The sequence below is a fragment of the Zwartia sp. genome (assembly GCF_049655405.1).
Lineage (GTDB): Bacteria > Pseudomonadota > Gammaproteobacteria > Burkholderiales > Burkholderiaceae_B > Zwartia.
In genome coordinates, this window is sequence record NZ_JBASJR010000013.1 from 221,967 (window position 1) to 239,396 (window position 17,430).

Annotated in this window: 13 protein-coding genes and 1 tRNA gene; 5 read left to right on the forward strand and 9 right to left on the reverse strand. The window is 49.8% G+C overall.

Going from position 1 to position 17,430, the window contains the following annotated elements; translation table 11 throughout:
• Window position 1: 1 nt before the first annotated feature.
• From WBJ47_RS12515 to WBJ47_RS12535, 5 genes are read right to left on the reverse strand one after another with little or no spacing between them, the layout of a single operon-like run.
• Entirely contained in the window at window positions 2-1,996 is a 1,995-nt protein-coding gene (locus WBJ47_RS12515; protein ID WP_422244338.1) for a vWA domain-containing protein, read from the reverse strand.
• Window position 1,997: 1 nt separating this feature from the next.
• Window positions 1,998-3,002, reverse strand: a complete 1,005-nt coding sequence (locus tag WBJ47_RS12520; protein ID WP_422244340.1) for a hypothetical protein — start codon at window positions 3,000-3,002, stop codon at window positions 1,998-2,000.
• Window positions 3,002-5,716, reverse strand: a complete 2,715-nt coding sequence (locus WBJ47_RS12525; RefSeq protein ID WP_422244341.1) for a putative virulence factor — start codon at window positions 5,714-5,716, stop codon at window positions 3,002-3,004. The genes WBJ47_RS12520 and WBJ47_RS12525 overlap by 1 nt, the downstream gene beginning before the upstream one ends.
• A gap of 5 nt (window positions 5,717-5,721) precedes the next feature.
• Window positions 5,722-8,703 (reverse strand): virulence factor SrfB, encoded by a 2,982-nt coding sequence (locus WBJ47_RS12530; RefSeq protein WP_422244342.1) that lies wholly within the window; start codon window positions 8,701-8,703, stop codon window positions 5,722-5,724.
• Window positions 8,704-8,717: 14 nt separating this feature from the next.
• A complete protein-coding gene (locus WBJ47_RS12535) occupies window positions 8,718-10,202 on the reverse strand; it encodes an SrfA family protein (RefSeq protein ID WP_422244343.1) in 1,485 nt (494 codons plus the stop codon).
• 188 nt (window positions 10,203-10,390) lie between these two features.
• Here WBJ47_RS12535 and puuE point away from each other — a divergent pair, with 188 nt between their 5' ends.
• From puuE to WBJ47_RS12560, 5 genes are all read left to right on the forward strand, one after another.
• Window positions 10,391-11,350 (forward strand): allantoinase PuuE, encoded by a 960-nt coding sequence (gene puuE, locus WBJ47_RS12540; protein ID WP_422244344.1) that lies wholly within the window; start codon window positions 10,391-10,393, stop codon window positions 11,348-11,350.
• A 98-nt stretch (window positions 11,351-11,448) separates the two neighbouring features.
• The gene (locus WBJ47_RS12545) at window positions 11,449-11,823 is read left to right on the forward strand and encodes a DUF6072 family protein (protein WP_422244345.1); all 375 of its coding nucleotides are present in this window, start codon (window positions 11,449-11,451) and stop codon (window positions 11,821-11,823) included.
• On the forward strand, window positions 11,816-12,628 hold the full coding sequence (locus tag WBJ47_RS12550; protein WP_422244347.1) for a 4'-phosphopantetheinyl transferase family protein: 813 nt from the start codon (window positions 11,816-11,818) through the stop codon (window positions 12,626-12,628). The genes WBJ47_RS12545 and WBJ47_RS12550 overlap by 8 nt, the downstream gene beginning before the upstream one ends.
• A 50-nt stretch (window positions 12,629-12,678) precedes the next feature.
• Window positions 12,679-13,722, forward strand: a complete 1,044-nt coding sequence (locus WBJ47_RS12555) for a threonine aldolase family protein (RefSeq protein WP_422244349.1) — start codon at window positions 12,679-12,681, stop codon at window positions 13,720-13,722.
• Window positions 13,719-14,078 carry a hypothetical protein gene (locus tag WBJ47_RS12560; RefSeq protein WP_422244351.1) on the forward strand — a complete coding sequence of 120 codons (360 nt, stop codon included), beginning with the start codon at window positions 13,719-13,721 and terminating at the stop codon, window positions 14,076-14,078. Before WBJ47_RS12555 ends, WBJ47_RS12560 begins: the two co-directional genes overlap by 4 nt.
• A 63-nt stretch (window positions 14,079-14,141) precedes the next feature.
• Here the strand turns inward: WBJ47_RS12560 and WBJ47_RS12565 are convergent.
• The 4 genes from WBJ47_RS12565 to pheT all read right to left on the reverse strand — a co-directional run bounded on the left by WBJ47_RS12565 (window position 14,142) and on the right by pheT (window position 17,427).
• A tRNA-Pro gene (locus WBJ47_RS12565) sits at window positions 14,142-14,218 on the reverse strand.
• Between the two features lie 11 nt (window positions 14,219-14,229).
• Complete coding sequence (locus tag WBJ47_RS12570; RefSeq protein ID WP_424585322.1) at window positions 14,230-14,619, reverse strand: MerR family transcriptional regulator; 390 nt, start codon at window positions 14,617-14,619, stop codon at window positions 14,230-14,232.
• Window positions 14,620-14,660: 41 nt separating this feature from the next.
• Window positions 14,661-14,978, reverse strand: a complete 318-nt coding sequence (locus tag WBJ47_RS12575; RefSeq protein ID WP_422244355.1) for an integration host factor subunit alpha — start codon at window positions 14,976-14,978, stop codon at window positions 14,661-14,663.
• A gap of 37 nt (window positions 14,979-15,015) precedes the next feature.
• Window positions 15,016-17,427: a phenylalanine--tRNA ligase subunit beta gene (pheT, locus tag WBJ47_RS12580; RefSeq protein ID WP_422244357.1), complete on the reverse strand. Its 2,412-nt coding sequence runs from the start codon at window positions 17,425-17,427 to the stop codon at window positions 15,016-15,018.
• Window positions 17,428-17,430 lie beyond the last annotated feature (3 nt).

The following is a 17,430-nucleotide window of genomic DNA, read 5'->3' on the forward strand; positions in this document are numbered from 1 at the left end:
GCTAAGGTAAAGACTCTAAAGGCACTGGATAAACAGCTTCACTTGGATCGCTTCCTTTAGCAAGAGAAACCCAAGAACCTGTATCAGCATTAAAACTCTGATACTGCCTCAGCTTTGTGTTGAGGCGCATCATGAATTGGGTCTGCGCCGCAACAGACATCGCTTTCCAGCCCTCTTCATCCAAACCCATCACATCGCTTTTGTAAGGCAAACCCTCGAGGTATTCACCCAACAAACCCATCTGACCAAGTTTTTGAGCATTACCCTGACGCAAATCATTAGGATCGCGTCCCATGGTCGCCGCGACAGAGCGCAACCGGTCAAACATGTCGGTAGGCGACACCAGCGAAGCATTCGCCGCCTCAACAATTTGCGTCACGACTGAACTCAGGTCGCTCAGCTGAGATTTTGTCAACAGCACACGTACTTCAGTCGTTGGAATATTTTGTTTGACCAGATCACGGTCACTAATCCATGCTTTAAAAAATGGTGGCGCTTTAGTGTTGGTTGCACCACCAAGATAAGCAAGCTGCATGGCACGACCGAGCAACGCCGAATCACGTGCAATCGCAGCAGCTGTCGATCCAGCTGGAGCAGGAGGCGTTGCAGGCGTAGATTGGGTCGCTGTCAATGCACTGCCCGCCACCACCTCCCCCATGGAGGCTTGCTTGATTTGTGTCACGAGTGACTGCCCGAGACTTTCAATCGTTTCACCAAAAACGTTCACACGTCCTGCGTCAACCGAGTAGTAAAGGGGACGATTGGCAATCGAATTAAAGGCAAGCGTATCGTATTGACGTTGAGCAGACTGGTGATTCTTGGCTCCCTCTGGTGTTTTGAGGTGCATGACATAAAGCGCCACGCCTTTCTCTTTCGCCAACTCACGCACAGCTTGTGCATCTAACCCTGTTGCTGAAAGCGGATCGTTGGCGTCCAGCGCACCGGCATCCGTCACAAGAACAATGTAGCGTGCACCAAACTCATTCCAATTGATCTTTTCTAAGGCTTCTTTGACGCCTGCATAAGGATCTTCATCAAACTTCGGTGTTGAGATTTTCGTTGCTTTTAAATCTTTAATTTTTTCAAAGAAATCTGCACCATTTTTGACTTGTGTGGGATCCGCATAAATGCGTGTGTTGTATTCAATCGCCGGTACGGCTGAGAGTGCGGAACGAAATGCCACCAAACCAAATTTGACCTTATCGTCAATTTTTTCCTTTTCCATACGCGCATAGATATTTTTCATGACTGCGCGCATCCGCTCAATATAGGGATCCATCGACAAGGTCGAGTCCATCACGAACACAACGCCTGCACTGAAAGCCTTGATTGAGCTTTGAACAGCTTGCGGACTTACAGCAGGATTGGCATTGGGATCCTGACGACTCACCGAAGCCACTTGAAGCAAGCGAACATTAAAACCCGCATCACTCATGACCTCTTCAGCTTGCAAAATTGGCAGCAAGTAAAAGTTTTTTCGGAAGTCTACGTATAGCTCAGGCTCACGTGCAAGGACTTGCGGATTACGTCCGACCTTAGCCATGCTATCCAAGATAGGGGCATAGGTTAAGGCAGGATCGGCAGCGTCGATAATTTTTTCGATACTCTCACGATCTTTAAAAAAGAGTGCAAGTGTGCGATTGGCTGGATTGGTAAAGGCCAAAGACATCTGCATTTTCCATTCAACAGAACAAGCAGCATCTAACCAACCGATTTTCTTACCAACCGTGTCAACGCCAACTTCAAGCCATGTTTTACCTGCGCTTTCCGTGCGCTGATAAACGTAGTAACGACTGAAGGCTTCTTGTGCAGCCCCGCTCTGATCACCGGGCTTGGCATAGAGTTTGCAGGTCGGTGTGGTCAGCACACGCTGATAAAGCGTTTTTTTTCCTTCCTGCAAGAGTGGCTTATTGTTTGCCGCTTGACCGTAGCTCAGCGGCGTCAACAATACACTCGACACACAGAAGAAAAATGACAAAATATTTTTGATCTGCATCTTATTTCCTTAGGGCTTCAAGACGCGTTTTCGCATCAGTATTTTCGGGCTCTTTGGACAGCACCAACTCATACCAGTAGATGGCCGTGTCTTTATCCGCAGCACTCAAACAGCCAGCCACGAAAGTCGCAGGATCGAACTCGCGGGCATACGCAAGCGCCACCTTGGCATCGCCAGACTGTCCTTTAAATGCGTAGAGACGCTGAACAACATCACAACGTTTAGCTTCTTTGGCTGTCGCAATAACAGTTAAAACTTGATTCGAGTCAGGATTGGTTTTTAGGCAAGCCTGGATAAACAGCAAATCATCCTTTGTGGCAGTCAATGCTTCCGTACTGCAGGGAGCAGGCTCTGCAGGTGCCACTGGAGGACTCGTGAGTGCAGGATTCACTGTGCTTGATGTGATAACAGGCTGAGCAGTTGAGCCAAAATATTTCCAGGCAAAATAGCCTGCGACCACTAATATCAATAAAGCAATCAGCGCGACCCACAAGCCAATTTTTGATTGTTTCTGACTAGGCTGAATAATTGGTTCTGGCGCAGGCTCAGCGACCTCTGGCAATGGCGACACAAGACTATCCGCGGCCGCCACCCTCTGCGCATCCGCAACATGGTTAACAGGATCCGCACTCTGACCCGCAGCGCGAGAAGACAACACGCCATCGCGCAAACGCAGAACGCCTATTGCTTCCTCGGAGCCTATGCGCACCTGCAGCTGATAGGTCATCTGAGGATTTTCAACAAGCGGGTCAACCAAGCGCGCATCAAGTGCCAACACCACTGAAGTATCAATAAGCTCTTCGGACAAACTCACCTGATGCCACGTCTGCGTGGCAGTCCATTGTCCGTGCTCACCTAAATATCGGTGATCTTGATTGCGCTGCACACACACCTCAGCACCTGCACCAAACTCTAGACTCTCACGATCCCAGCTTGTCAGAACCAATACTCCCACACCCGGGCGACCACTGGCAGCTGGTTTTAATTCAGGTCTAATCTTTTTCATTATTCAGGATTCACTTTTGCTGCATTTAATTTAGCGATGATGGCACCTAGCTCAGCATTTTGTTCGGGCTTGATTTCACGACCTCCATCATGGCCTGCGTTGTCTAAAACCAATTGTGCAAAGCCTACGAGCCAATCACCCATGTAAATACGCGTATGGTCAATCGCCTCGTTTCCTATGGCTGGCAGTTTTCCTCTTGGAATCAAAACAGGATGCTCAAAGAGCTTATGTCCTGAATGAATGCGACTGTCTGGGCGCTCAGCAAGAGGCACATTGATGTAGCCTAACCACGCCACAAAGTCACCCAACAGAGTTTTTGCAGCCATCACTTGCCGATCGACCAGGCGTTCCCGTTTTGTGCCGACCTGATCTGCTCCGCTTAACGCTCCCAACAGCTGTTTTTGCACATCCAGGCGCGTGGCAGCCGTGATCATTTCGTCGCACAGCATCTCAGTGGCCTCTTTTGACAAGCCAAAATAACTCAGCATCGTCGTTTCGCTTGGCATGTTTCGTAAGTGCTCAATCCACTCTCGCAAAACAGTCTGAGCAAAGCGCGCATCACTACTTAACGAAGATTTTGTTTGCATGCTCGAGGCAGTGACAGATTTTTTCTGGTCACCAAAAATATCGAGTGCATCGTCTAATCCAAAAATATCATCGCCTAGATTAAGAGCACCAGGCACGTCGATGTTTTCTGTTGACTCGGTGGGCTGAGAGGAATTTTCGGCGCCCATATACAAGCCTTGCAACACGGAATCTGGCAGTCGTAATTTTTCTTGCAACTCAGCAAGAAGCGGAATACGCGGTTTTAAAGCCGTCACGACCTGCTGGGCAATTTTTCGCTTTGCCTCGATCTCACCCATGCCATCCTGGTGAAACCAACGACCCAGGCGATTACTCATCAAGTCATGCAGCACCGCATCCATTTGCTCAGCGATACGCTCCAACTTGACCTGACGCACAGATACTTTAGCCAGGTATTCGCTCAAACGCTCTACACCACCATCATTGAGTGCCATCATTGCCTGCCATGCTGCTGCAGGCTCGGACACATGACTTTGAATCAACTCAGCATGACTAAAAATACGTTCCATTAAGGCCAATTGGCTCGCAGAGGAGGCATTCGCCGCCTTTTCCTGTCCGTTTTCCATTTCTAAAAACGCGACGGGCATACGTGGCTTACGGACTAAGAACGTATTATTAAAAGCGCTACCATTGGCCCAATCTTGCATCCAGTCAAAACTGCCGAAACGCTCTAGCATCGTCATTTTGACGAGATTATTCCAAACGGTGTGCAACATATCCTCGTCTTTCGTGAGCGAGTCAGCAATCTTGATGTCAAACATCGTGACGGCCCAAATCAATCCAGGCAAACGCTTTGCGCGCTCTGAGGACGTCGCACCTTGAGTTTTGCGGATCCACTCAGTCAGGACGGGTCCAACCTCTGTGACATCCGACTGTTTGTGTGAGGCCGTGCACACGACCAACACATTCATTTCCTGCGTGTCGGTATAGCGTTCAAACAGATAAGCAACTTTGCCGCGCAATAACAATTGCGCCACAGGATTACCTGACTTTTCCTTGCCCTGCGCAGACGAGATATCAACCAGATTATCCAACCCCAAACGTCCGCGATAACCCGGAAAATCAAGCAGATCGACTTCTTCAAAAATCTTTTGATGCGGGACATTAATCAGAGGAAAGATCAACTCAGCTGTCAGCGCAGCCAACTGTGCCATCGTTAAGCGCTGTGCGACACCGATTTTTCCCTCACATAACGGCAACACATCAATCGGCAAATCTTCTGTGCGACCCAAACGTTCCAACATATCAACGTTCATGATGCTATCGGCTTGCGAAAGCGAGCCACCCGGACCTGTTGGGCGAACCACTGCCTCAATAGGGGCGTAGACGCGCGTCGGATAGCCCAGCGCTGCCAAGGTCTGGGACAGCATCAAAAATGTTTGAGTTAAAGCTGGCGATTGACGCCACAAACAAGAAAATAGAAGCGCACGATCACCGAGGGAGAGATAGGGTGCGAGCCCAACGGCACGCGGTAAAAAATCCGCTTCAAGCCCTCGAATCGAAGACGCATAGCTTTCTCGCAAATAATCCCACAGAGACACCATGTCGTCTTCGGTGACACCTGGAACACGCTGCGCAAGCCGTCTAGCCTCAAGCTCAGTCAACTGCTGTCTTGCCCCAGTCAGATCAATGGGGTCGCCAATCTTTTCAAAATTAAAGTCGTTGAAATATGAATTGGACATAATTTTGACCAGTTCAATTTCATCGAATAATTTGAGTTCTAAAGGAAAGCCGGCAGGTCCTTGCTTTGCTTTAAAACTAAAACGCGTGACTAAACCAGTCGCTTCCTTGCCGCCGCCTGGTGGATTGATGTGACTGAGAAAATCAAGACGTTTGCCATCAACCTCTGTTTCAAGCTTGCCATCCCCACCCGCTGCCAAAGCGGAGATCAAATAAGACTTACCGGCTTGTGAAAGACCAAAAAATCCGACTGTCGATGGCAGGCGCGAGGCAATCGCCAGACTCTTAGCCTGATTGCGCACACGCCGTAACTTCGTAATCAGGCTGTCGGCTTCGTTATCGACGCTTCTGGCGTTACCACGCACTCGCCCAATCCAATCGATCGCTTGTCCAGACTCGTCACGAATCGTCTGCCAGCCCTGGGATAATTTCTCTGTTAAATCTGTCATGGTGCTTACCTCACGCTGCCGCTATCGAGCCAATACTGAGAATCACCCAAGCCCGCATCAATCATCGTGTTGAGTCTGAATTTAACTTTGCTCTTTGAGCCCCCTTCTACCGAAGCAAGTTCAAAGCTTTCCGCGCCTGCACGCTCGCTGCGACGCAAAGACACTTTAAGCACTACGCCCTTAGAGGCCAGTTTTTCTCGCAGATCACGATCATCGACTGTGAGTGTGTAGAGGGGCGAAGCTGGCCAACGATCCGTTTCAAGCTGCCTGAAACCTAAACGCATTGAGCCACGCATCTCGAACGTGGTGTCAGGGAACGCATAGTCATCGTGATCGAGGTCGATATCTCGATAAAAGACGTTGGAATCCTTGATCGCATTGTTGTTATCAATCATGCCAATAAAGCGTAGCGTCGAGTAGGGTTTGAAGGCCGCCGAACGGAAAAAGAAATTCGGTAAACGCAAACTACGACTCAACAAACAAAGCATGGCACCAACAGCAGCCGTGCTCTTTGGATCATCGATGCGTCCATTCTTGTGAAATGGATACCACGGACCTGTTCGATACTGATGCATTGGCAAGATTCTGGCGGAAGGTACCGCCAATAATGATCGGACATACGCCAAAACACCTGGCATGCGTGAGGGGCGTCCCGTCAACAACAATACATCTGGCTGGTAGGCATAAACGACTTCGGAAAGCGCTTTCAGTGTCTTGCAAATATTGAGCTCACCCCGAATAAACTGTTCATGCAAACGACGCAGATTAATGTTGATACCGACATCCATCAGACTAAACCCAATGGCCGCCGGTCCGCCTAAACGCTGCACTGCCGTATTGACGTACTCCAACACATCCGCTGTGGGCTGACCCGCATCGCTCAACAACTCCGCTAATGTAATCACACCCAGATTGCCGGGATCAAGCGGGTCGTACTTTTCATAATCCTTAATGACATGTAGCGCCGCTGGATACAGCACTTGCAACGTGAGTTGCTGTCTCAGTACGGCAACATGCGCATCTAGAGACTCGCTACCCATGAGTTTGGACACGAGCGCATCAGGTTCAGTAATACCAGCCGTTTTGAACGCAGCCGAAAGTGATGGCAGCACCACGAGACGGATCACATCGAGAACAATATCGTCACCAGCGATTTTGAAACCATCACGAAAGCGTTGCTCAGGAATAATGTAGGCACTTCCGCCTACCTCGCGCCCCGAATTATCGACACCCTTATCCAAAGAGTATTCATTGATGACCAGGTCTGTCGTTCCACCACCAATGTCGATGGTAGCAATCGAGACATAAGGATCCGTCGATCCATTTCTCGGCGGCTGATCGGGTCTGGCCAGCGCGGCAAAAAACTCCTCGGGACGGCCGCCAAAATTGTTGTGGGTTTCACTAAACACATAGACCACTTGGCCGCAAGTTGCCTCATCCCACTGAACGTGCACGTCCGGAAAAGCAGGAAACGCCAGGGCGCGATCCTCTTCAGTATCCATGCCAGCATCTTCTGGATGCCAACCTAAGCTTTTCCAAATCAAACCGATGGCTTGTTTCATCCTGGTTTCGAAAATCTTTCGCTCAGGCTGCGGCATCGCAGGAGGCACGGTCAAAATAATCGAACGCAAGTGTCGGGGAACACGCGCATGACTTTGACGCAAGCGCTGTGCAGGACTATTGATTTGTGCGAGCGCTTGCGCCAATACTTCGCTCAACATAAAAGTCATCAGAGAGCTGCGCGAATAATGCGGATGAAACACAGGCATCCGATCATCGGGCTCGAGCGTGTAAAGCGCTTCACCCATTTCATTAATCAGACGAGACACAGGCGCTGCCGTTGCATGCGGTTCTGTCTCTGTCTTGACATAGGACGTATTGAATCTCCAGCCAGGCTCAAAACTTTCCTGGTCCCATAAATAACGCTTGGGACTCGATAGCCCTGTTGCTCCCTCAGTCCCTCTTCGCAGACTGGCAAGACGACCTGCTTCATGACCAATTCTTGCGATGGTTGGCCATAAAAATGCATCGCTTCGGCCGCTCTGAACTGAAAAATGATCCTTACCAAAAGAGGCCTGTGAAAACTCGATCCGGCTTTCGAAAGGCTCGCTATACACATTCTCAGGTTTTGTCAGATCACGAAGCTCAAGTTCATAACGTCTGCGAAGACCATCGCTTTCTTGGGGGTGATCTTCGATCAAAATACCGCAGCTGCGGGAATTACCAATATCCAATACAAGATCAACAGGAATAGGCTTGTAAAGATCATTCGGTGCATTGGAAATCACCTTGATCTCAGGCAAGGACAGCTGAGTCCCCACCAAATGTAAGAGATTCAAATAATGAGCCTGATGATGCAAATCTGCGAGCTCAAGGCGAATATCTTCTGCATCCTTTTTTAACCTGGGTCGTGCAAGCTCTGTATAAAGCTCTTTCAACCAGCTATCAATCCATTGCTGATCGAGAAACCAACCCATCTCATGTGAGCGGTGTGCAAAGGCAAAACTCGTACCTGCCTTAACGTCATCGACAGATGGTCCCATATATGAGGTATCTGTTCGACCCGGTAACACCTTGGTGTCAAAAGCAAACGTAATGCGGTGAGTATTGCCATCCGGATCAGAACCAGGCTTGACCTCCGTGACCCGCAGGCGCGCCCAATTTGATGGACCTTCTTCGAACCTTGCGGGCGGGCTAAAGCGGAAATAAGGGACCGGCACCCATGTCTCTGCAAACAACTTGAGCGACTGATCTAGACTGACATCAAACCGCGACTGCACAGGTGCCTTTTTGTCATCAAAGGAAAAGTGGAGCTTGCCTGTTCTGACATCCTCTTCGAGTCGACCGAGCGGACCTGCTTCGCCCATTTTTGCAAACTCACCGGACTGACCCTTCACCACAAACGTTGCAGCAAAGTCCAGAAATTGAACACCGCTACCCATAATGAGTGTGGTTTGATCTTCGTAGGAATGAATATCTGGCAGCATAGTGTTGCGTCCTGCTATTTTGGAGAGTGTCGCATCGACACAGGAAAGGTCGTGCCGTTTTCGTAGCGCCCCTGACAGTCTGCACGACCATCCGCTTGAGGCGTACACGTCACTTTAGGTAGAGCGATTGTTCCGCCATCCGAACATTTGGCCACACCACGGTCACTAATTTGTAAGTTTTTGTTTTGCATTTGTGCAGAAACTGCGCCAACACATTGCGAACCATCGGCGCGCCGAATCGTGACCTTGCCCTGGCCATTGCCCTGACTAAAGTCATATTCCATCCGTAAAGGTTTACCTGTTTTCGCATCCTGAATGCCTGCACCAGCTGTCCAAGAGCCATCTAAAAAGCCAGTGTTGCCGGAGTTGAGGGCTTGAGGAGGAATCGTCAGGGGACGCCCCTGCTGAGGACCTGCCTGGTTCGAAGGATTGCGTACATCACCTCCAGGCGGAGTCACAGGAGGTGTCGGTTGTGAGGACGTAGTGGGGTCAACGGGAGATGTATTGCCAGGAGGCGTCGTGACATCTGCAGGATTTGGACCGGGTGGTTGTCCGGCAGCATCAGCAGGAATATCTGGTGTTGCACCTGTAGGCGTCTCAGTTGACGTCCCTGTGGGCGCTTCGGTCGTATCCGCTACAGTGTTTCCAGAGCCGGTATCGGGACCGGTCAGGTTTGTCCCAACACTCGAACCAGGCCACCAACGGCGCAAGAAAGAAGTCCCTTGATCAATTAAATTTTCAGGCTTTGCATGATTCAATGGCGTAGAAGGTGCGCCAGGCAGCAATGGCCTGTCAGGCGTTACCGGAGCCCCTGACCGACCATCAGGCGTGACGCTTTGCGTAGGCTGAATCGCGACAGGCAAAACCCCGGGTGCACATGAACGAAGTAAAAAAAACAACAGAAACAACAATAAAAGTAAAAGTAACAACCACCACCACCACGCTCTTTTTGTTGGCGCAGCAGGTGTTGCAACGTGAGATGCCGTCGAAATAGGAGGCGCGACTGAACGCAAATTTGTGAAAGGGTCAGCCGGCAGCGATGAGCCTTCAGAATGAAAACCCCAAAAGGCGACAACAGGTTCACCATTCACCAGATAAATAAAATTTGTATCTGGAAAATAAAAAACCTTGCTCATGAGCGGAAGGACCGTATTTTTTTCTCTTTCGGCTTGCTGATCGCGCGATTGCGATTGACTCATTTGAGCAATGACACGTTCTAACGCGCGATGCGCAGCATCAAGCCTAGATAAGGCGTGCTCGCGCTCTTCGCTCGTCGCAGCAGACCAAGGCACGACATCACCTGCCACAGGGGCATACCAATCCACCATGCTGCCATGTTGATTGGTCTGTGGAATGGCTAAACAATTTGCAACACTTGCACCCGCTTTTAAACGAATGGCCTCGCGCAGTTGAAAAGCGACCGAATACACGGGCTGACCGCCCTCGCCGATTGCCTTGTAATGTTGAGGGTTACCGCTGACTAGCAGACTTCCAGCCATCTAATCGCTTCCTCTTAGGCATGCGTGATTGTTATAAAAAAGAAAAGCATTTTAACTGATGGCAGACCGATCAAATGTCGATTTTCTAGGTATTTACATCACGGTTCCGTAGCCCGTCGCTTTAGATATATTATCTGTCAAACATCACCACCTTTGCACACCAAAAACCGTCATTTTGAGATTTATTGATGAAGCCAATATCAGCCTTTGAATCTGAGTCATCCAACCAATATCCCCGCGACCTGATTGGCTACGGCTCAACACCCCCACAAGCCAACTGGCCCGGACGCGCAAAGATCGCCGTTCAGTTTGTCCTGAACTATGAGGAAGGTGCTGAAAACAACGTTTTGGATGGTGATGCCGGTTCAGAACGGTTTCTGTCTGAAATCGTCGGGGCAGAAAGCTTTCCAGCCCGACACATGAGCATGGAATCTATATACGAATACGGTTCTCGTGTGGGTGTTTGGCGCATTTTGAAAGAATTTGAACGCAGAAAGCTACCGTTGACAGTCTTTGGGGTCGCAGTCGCACTCAAGCGCCACCCAGAGCTCGCTGCAGCGTTGGTCGAACAAGGTCACGAAATTGCCTGTCATGGACTACGCTGGCTTCACTACCAAAACATCGATATCGACACAGAACGCGCTCATTTAGAGGCAGCCACCCGTATCATTAAAGACCTGACCAAAGGCCAATGGCCTCTGGGTTGGTACACAGGTCGCGATAGCCCAAATACCCGCCAACTGGTGGTCGAGCATGGTGGTTACGAATATGACAGTGATTATTACGGTGATGATTTGCCTTTTTGGACGCAAGTCACCAAAAGCGATGGTTCAACCGTTCCGCATCTAGTGGTGCCGTACACCCTAGATACGAATGACATGCGCTTTGCGACCCCTCAAGGCTTTAATACAGGGCAACATTTTTTTGAGTACTTGAGAGACAGCTTTGATGTGCTGTACGCAGAGGACGAAGACAGCCCAAAAATGCTTTCTATCGGCATGCACTGCCGACTTTTAGGTCGCCCGGGCAGATTGATTGGTTTGCAGCGCTTTTTGGATCATATTGCTCGCCATGACCGAGTTTGGGTCTGTCGACGCATTGACATCGCCCGCCATTGGCAGCAATTCCACCCTTTTGTGCGTAATTGACAGCAATGGCATTGTCGGCATGATTAAAAGATGCAATACTGCTTTGGATAACTGGCTTTTTGTCCAGTAGCTATTTGGCAAACTCAGGAGAACGACTCATGACCCAAGCTCAAACCCACAGCAGCGATGTTCAACCCACCAACGCTGGCAATGTGCTGGCCAATGGCGCCAAACTCATCGGCGAAACAGTCTTGCCGGGTGCAAGCTTGTTACTTGACGGTAAATTCGTGAACGGCGCCCTCCATTCAGTCGCCGGTATTGGCGCCCGCTTGGCTCTCGGCCCGATCGGTGTCGCCCTGATCTGTGCAGACTCATTCTCAAAGTCAGTCACAGACAAGAATCTGTGGGATCACGCTTCGGAAGCCTACCACGCCAATGCTGAAAAACGCGCTGCGGCAAAAGCTGCAAAAGCCGAAGCAAAAGCTGCCGCTGATGCACAAAAAGAAGCAACTGAAGTCGAAGCTGTTGCCTAAACAGCTTGTCGAGGACAAGAGCTCAACCCTCTTGCAAGGACAAAAAAGCGGACATCAGTCCGCTTTTTCCTTATGTCCAAATGAAATTCAAATTTGGTACGCGAAGCCCCAAGCATTTAACAATGCGGTCATTCAAGAGAGATTTCGTTCCTGGCTCTCTCCTGAGGAACTCACAGTGCTCGAGGGCTTCCGTTTTGAACGCCACCGACACACTTATTTGGTTGCCCATGCCTTAACGAGGGCGGCCCTCTCCCTTAGCTTGGAGATCAAACCCTCCGCTTGGCAATTTCATACAAACACCTTTGGCAAGCCGTTTATTGCCCCTCCCCTCGATACGCACGGCATTCATTTCAACCTCAGCCACACCGAGGGCATGGTAGCCGTTGCCATGACAAAACTTGGAGCGATTGGTATTGATGTCGAATCCATCAATCGAGAAACCAGCATCCTAGAACTTGCCAGCGACATCTTAAGCACAAGTGAACATCTAGATCTGAGACAGCAATCAAAAGCAGAGCAACATACGCGTTTGCTGAAGTACTGGACGCTCAAAGAAGCTTTTGTCAAAGCAACAGGGTTTGGCTTGAAATCAGGACTCCAGTCGCATGCCTTTGATCTTGAGGCACAACCTCACCCTAGGTTGTTAACTCAAACGGATACACAACCGACTGATTGGCTGTTTAGGCAGTTCACCTTGCCCAGTGGACATATCCTTGCCTTAGCCCACCATCAGCCTGATACAGACAACACCTTCGTTTCACTGAAAGAGGCTCTCTGGCTTCAAGAGAGCGCAGAACTCGGTTAAGGTGATGAAGTTCTCAGTCATTAAACTTATTCGTCCGACACCTCCTCACCATGAATCTAAACACTCTCGAATTTAGAAGTGATAACTGCGGCAGTGCCGCCCCTGAAATCATCGAAGCCCTTGTGCGTGCAAACCAAGGTTGCGCAGTCGGTTATGGCGCAGACGCACTCACCGCAGAGCTCAATAACAAGCTGAGTGAAGTGTTTGAGACCACGCTCCGAGTCTTCCCAATTCCAACAGGCACAGGTGCGAATGCGCTTGCACTCGCGGCGACCGGCACGCCCTTTGGTGCGGTCTATTGCAGCCCAGAAGCGCACATCAACACGTCCGAATGTAACGCAGTCGGTTTTTTTGGTAGTGGCCTCAAGGTGTCACCGATTGAAGGCATTCACGGAAAAGTTTGCCCCATTTCTCTGGAAAAAAACTTAAACTCGGCAGGCTTTGGGCAAGCGCACAAAAGCCAGCCCGTTGCACTGAATCTTGTTCAAGCCACCGACCTCGGCGCCGTATATAGCATCGACGAAATCACTCAGCTGAGCGCCCTCGCCCACGCACGAAAACTCACTGTTCATATGGATGGTGCACGCTTTGCCAACGCACTCGCACACCTCGCATGCAGCCCCGCTGAAATGACTTGGAAAGCAGGAGTAGATATTCTTTCGCTTGGTGTCACCAAGAACGGAGGCTTACTCAGCGATGCCATCGTTGTTTTTAATCCAGACATCGCGAACACCATTGATTTTCATCTCAGACGTGGTGGCATGATTTGGTCAAAAATGCGTTTTGCCTCTGCGCAGATTTTGGCCTATGTCGAAAATGATCTTTGGTTACGCTTGGCCAGACAATCGAATGCGGCCGCGCAACAACTTGCGCAAGGCATTCACCTGATTCCTGGTGCACGCCTCATGGCGCCCGTTCAAGCCAACGAGCTCTTTGTCGAAATGTCTGCGACCGCCCTTGATCGACTCGCAAACCAAGGCGTACTCTTTTACAGAAGAGGACCAGAGCTTGCACGCTTTGTCTGTCGCTGGGATACAACCACAAAAGAAGTTGAACAATTACTCACACTCATCCAAACGGGATTAAGCACATGAATAAGCTGATACGTCATTTCCTCAGCATGACCCTCTTAGGGCTCATCGCAATGACTGGGACCGTCTCTGCCTCAGGACTGACTCTGACACAATATCGTGAATGGCAACGGGATCCCATTAAAAAGGAAATGCTCAACACCTATACCGCTGGTATGGGACAGGGTGTCACTTTTGCGAATGTTTACAACAAGACACAAAAAGTACCGATGATATTTTGTCCACCTGGTGACCTAGCCATGACGGGCGACCTCACTAATGTCGTACTTGCAAAATTTATCGCAAAAAATAACTTTAAACCCACAGATGAGATTTCAATTATTTTGATTTTTGCTCTGAAGGATGCGTATCCCTACTAAGAGAATCTATCGCTTTAAAACAAAGGGACTAACTCTTTTTGAGAGTTAGTCCCTTTTTAATGCTGGTCGGAACGGAAGGATTCGAACCTTCGACCCCTTGCACCCCATGCAAGTGCGCTACCAGGCTGCGCTACGCCCCGAAAGACCAAAATTATAACAGAGTCGGCGCCACGCTTGATAACAAGTCTTTGATACCCATAAGCTCTGTGCGTAATGCATTGAGCTCAAGTGCAGTCAAACGCACCGCTGCATCAGGATCTTGAGGCGTCTCCCGCCCTTCACTCAGACGATTACGCGCCCCACTGATGGTGAAGCCTTGTTCGTATAACAACTCACGAATTTTACGAATTAACAACACCTCATGGTGCTGATAATAGCGGCGATTACCGCGACGTTTAACCGGCTTGAGTTGCGTAAATTCTTGTTCCCAATAGCGCAGTACATGCGGCTTGACTCCGCACAAATCGCTCACTTCACCAATCGTGAAGTAACGCTTTGCGGGGATGGGGGGAAGCACAACGGACTTATCAGTAATAGTCATAACCCAGTCGAATTGCTAAATACAGTTACACCAGTGTATCGCTAACTGGCAGAAACAGGTTCACCTGGATGCTCTACCGCACCTTTGAGCTTTTGACTCGCGTGGAAAGTGACCACGCGTCTAGCTGCGATAGGAATAGTTTCACCCGTTTTTGGATTGCGACCTGGACGAGGTGGTTTGTGCCGCACTTGAAAGTTACCAAAACCAGAAAGCTTGACCGGCTCTCCTCGTGCCAAAGCATCGCGAATCTCTTCAAAAAAAGTATCCACGATATCCTTAGCTTCACGCTTGTTTAATCCAACGCGATCAAACAACATCTCAGCGAGTTCAGCCTTGGTTAACGTTCTTGGTTCTGTCATTTTTATCAATTATCAAATATTGGACGATTCACCAAGACTATCTTGGACGAGCCTGATGACCGACTTCAAGTGCCTCACGGATTTTGCTCATGCAAGCATCTACGCGCGCATCGTCAAGGGTCACTTCATTGTCTTGCAACGACACCCTAAAAGCCAAACTCTTTTCTTTCAACTCACTTTTGGCAGGATCTCTCCACACATCAAACAGACCAACATGCTGCACAACGCTCAAACTTTGGTCACCCGCTATCGTTGTTGCTATGGTATCCAATAAGGCTTGAACAGGCGTATCGGTAGAAACCCAAATAGCCAAGTCTCTTTGAACCAGTGGTTGACGCGAAAGCTCTCTGACCTCCGGCATGGCGATTGAGGTCAAAGCATCAAGATTGACCTCAAGTAAAACGGGTGCAGTGGAAAGCTCTTGCTCCTGTACCCAGCGAGGATGTAACTCTCCAATCCATCCAATATGCTTGCCATCAAGCTCAATCTCAGCACTGCGTCCAGGATGCAGAATGGGGTGTTGTTTCACGTTAAAGCGAAGGGATGAAGCTTTGATACCAAACAAGGTTTCGAGATCGTGCTTCACATCGTAGAAATCCACAGATCGAGTGGGCTCTCCCCACTGATCCTCTCGCACATTCCCCCAAGCAGCAAGCGCGACATATTGAGGTTGATGAATACCTGCGACAGTTAACGGACCGTCCTTGACTAAGGCATCCTTCATAAAGACTCGGCCGAGCTCAAATACCCGCACACGTGATTGCTTACGGTTAGCGTTGTATCGAATATTTGCAATCAAGCCTGGCAGCAAAGATGAACGCATCACCGCTAACTGGCTAGCGATCGGATTGAGCAATCGAATAGGATCAGACTGACCACACATCGCCTCCTCCCAAGCCGTCTCTACAAAGGAAAAGTTAATGACTTCTTGATAACCCAAACCGGCAACTTGATGGCGAATCTTATGCGCCGATCGAGTCACCTCGGGATCCATACGCATACGTGCAGCCGCAATCGGTGGCACTGCAGGAATATTTTCAAAACCAACAATCCGAGCGATTTCCTCGATCAAATCTTCTTCGATCTGAATATCAAAACGATAGGAAGGCGGGTCAACGACAAACACCTTGTCTGACACGGTGTAAGAAAATCCAAGGCGAGTGAAAGTTTGTTCGACATCTGCCTGGCTCACATTCACACCAAGAATGCGGCAACAACGCTCCAATCTCATTTTGACGGGAAGACGCTTTGGCAAATTGATATGCTGATCATCAATCGGCCCCGCCTGTCCACCACAAATATCAATGATTAAATTTGTAATGAAATCAATATGTTCCGGGATATTGTTAAAGTCAACTCCGCGCTCAAAACGGTGACTGGCTTCGGAGTTGAGTTTAAGCTTGCGTGCGCGCCCGGCAATCGCATCCGGATACCAAAATGCTGCTTCGAGATAAATATTCTGCGTATCGAGAGATACGGCGACACCGAGTCCACCCATGATGCCAGCCAAGCTTTCTGGTGCACCACCACTGGCAATCACGCCATAAGACTCATCTAGCTCGATCGTCTGCTCATTGAGCAAAGTCAGTGTTTCTCCCCGACGTCCCCAGCGAATTTCCATCTTTGGTTCGGGTAACTTGTCCAGATCGAAGACATGAGTTGGACGACCAAGCTCAAGCATGACATAGTTGGAGATATCAACCAAGGCCGTCACTGAACGCTGTCCAGCACGCTCCAGACGTTCAACCATCCAAGCGGGAGTTTCTGCGCGGGCATTGACTCCGCGCACAATTCGACCACCGAAGCGACCGCACAAATCAGGAGCCTGCACTTCGACTGGCAGCATCTCATCCAGCGTGACCTGAACCGGCGTCATGGCAGGCATGCACAACTCAGCGCCTGTCAGAGCCGCGACTTCGCGGGCAACACCCAAGATCGACAGGCAATCTGCACGATTGGGTGTGAGCTTGAGTGTAAAAAGCGTGTCATCAAGATCAAGGGCTTGGCGAATACTCTGCCCCACGGTCGCGCTCTCAGGCAGCACCAATAATCCACCGTGATCTTGCGATAAACCTAACTCGCGGGCCGAGCAAAGCATGCCAGAAGACTCAACGCCTCGCATCTTAGCGATACCAATTTTCATTCCACCCGGCAATATTGCACCAACGGTTGCAAGCGGGACTTTTAGGCCCGCCGCAGCGTTGGGGGCGCCACACACGATTTGAATCGGCGCACCCGCGCCCGTATCCACCATGCATACGCGAAGTTTGTCAGCATTGGGGTGCTGTTCAGCACTGATAATATGCGCCACCACCACACCAGAAAATTCTGGTGCAACAGGGTTGGTCTCTTCGACCTCCAGACCTGCCATCGTCAAGCGGTGTGACAGCTCCTCAGAGGAGATTTCAGGATTAACGAGGGCACGTAGCCAGGACTCAGGAAATTGCATGTT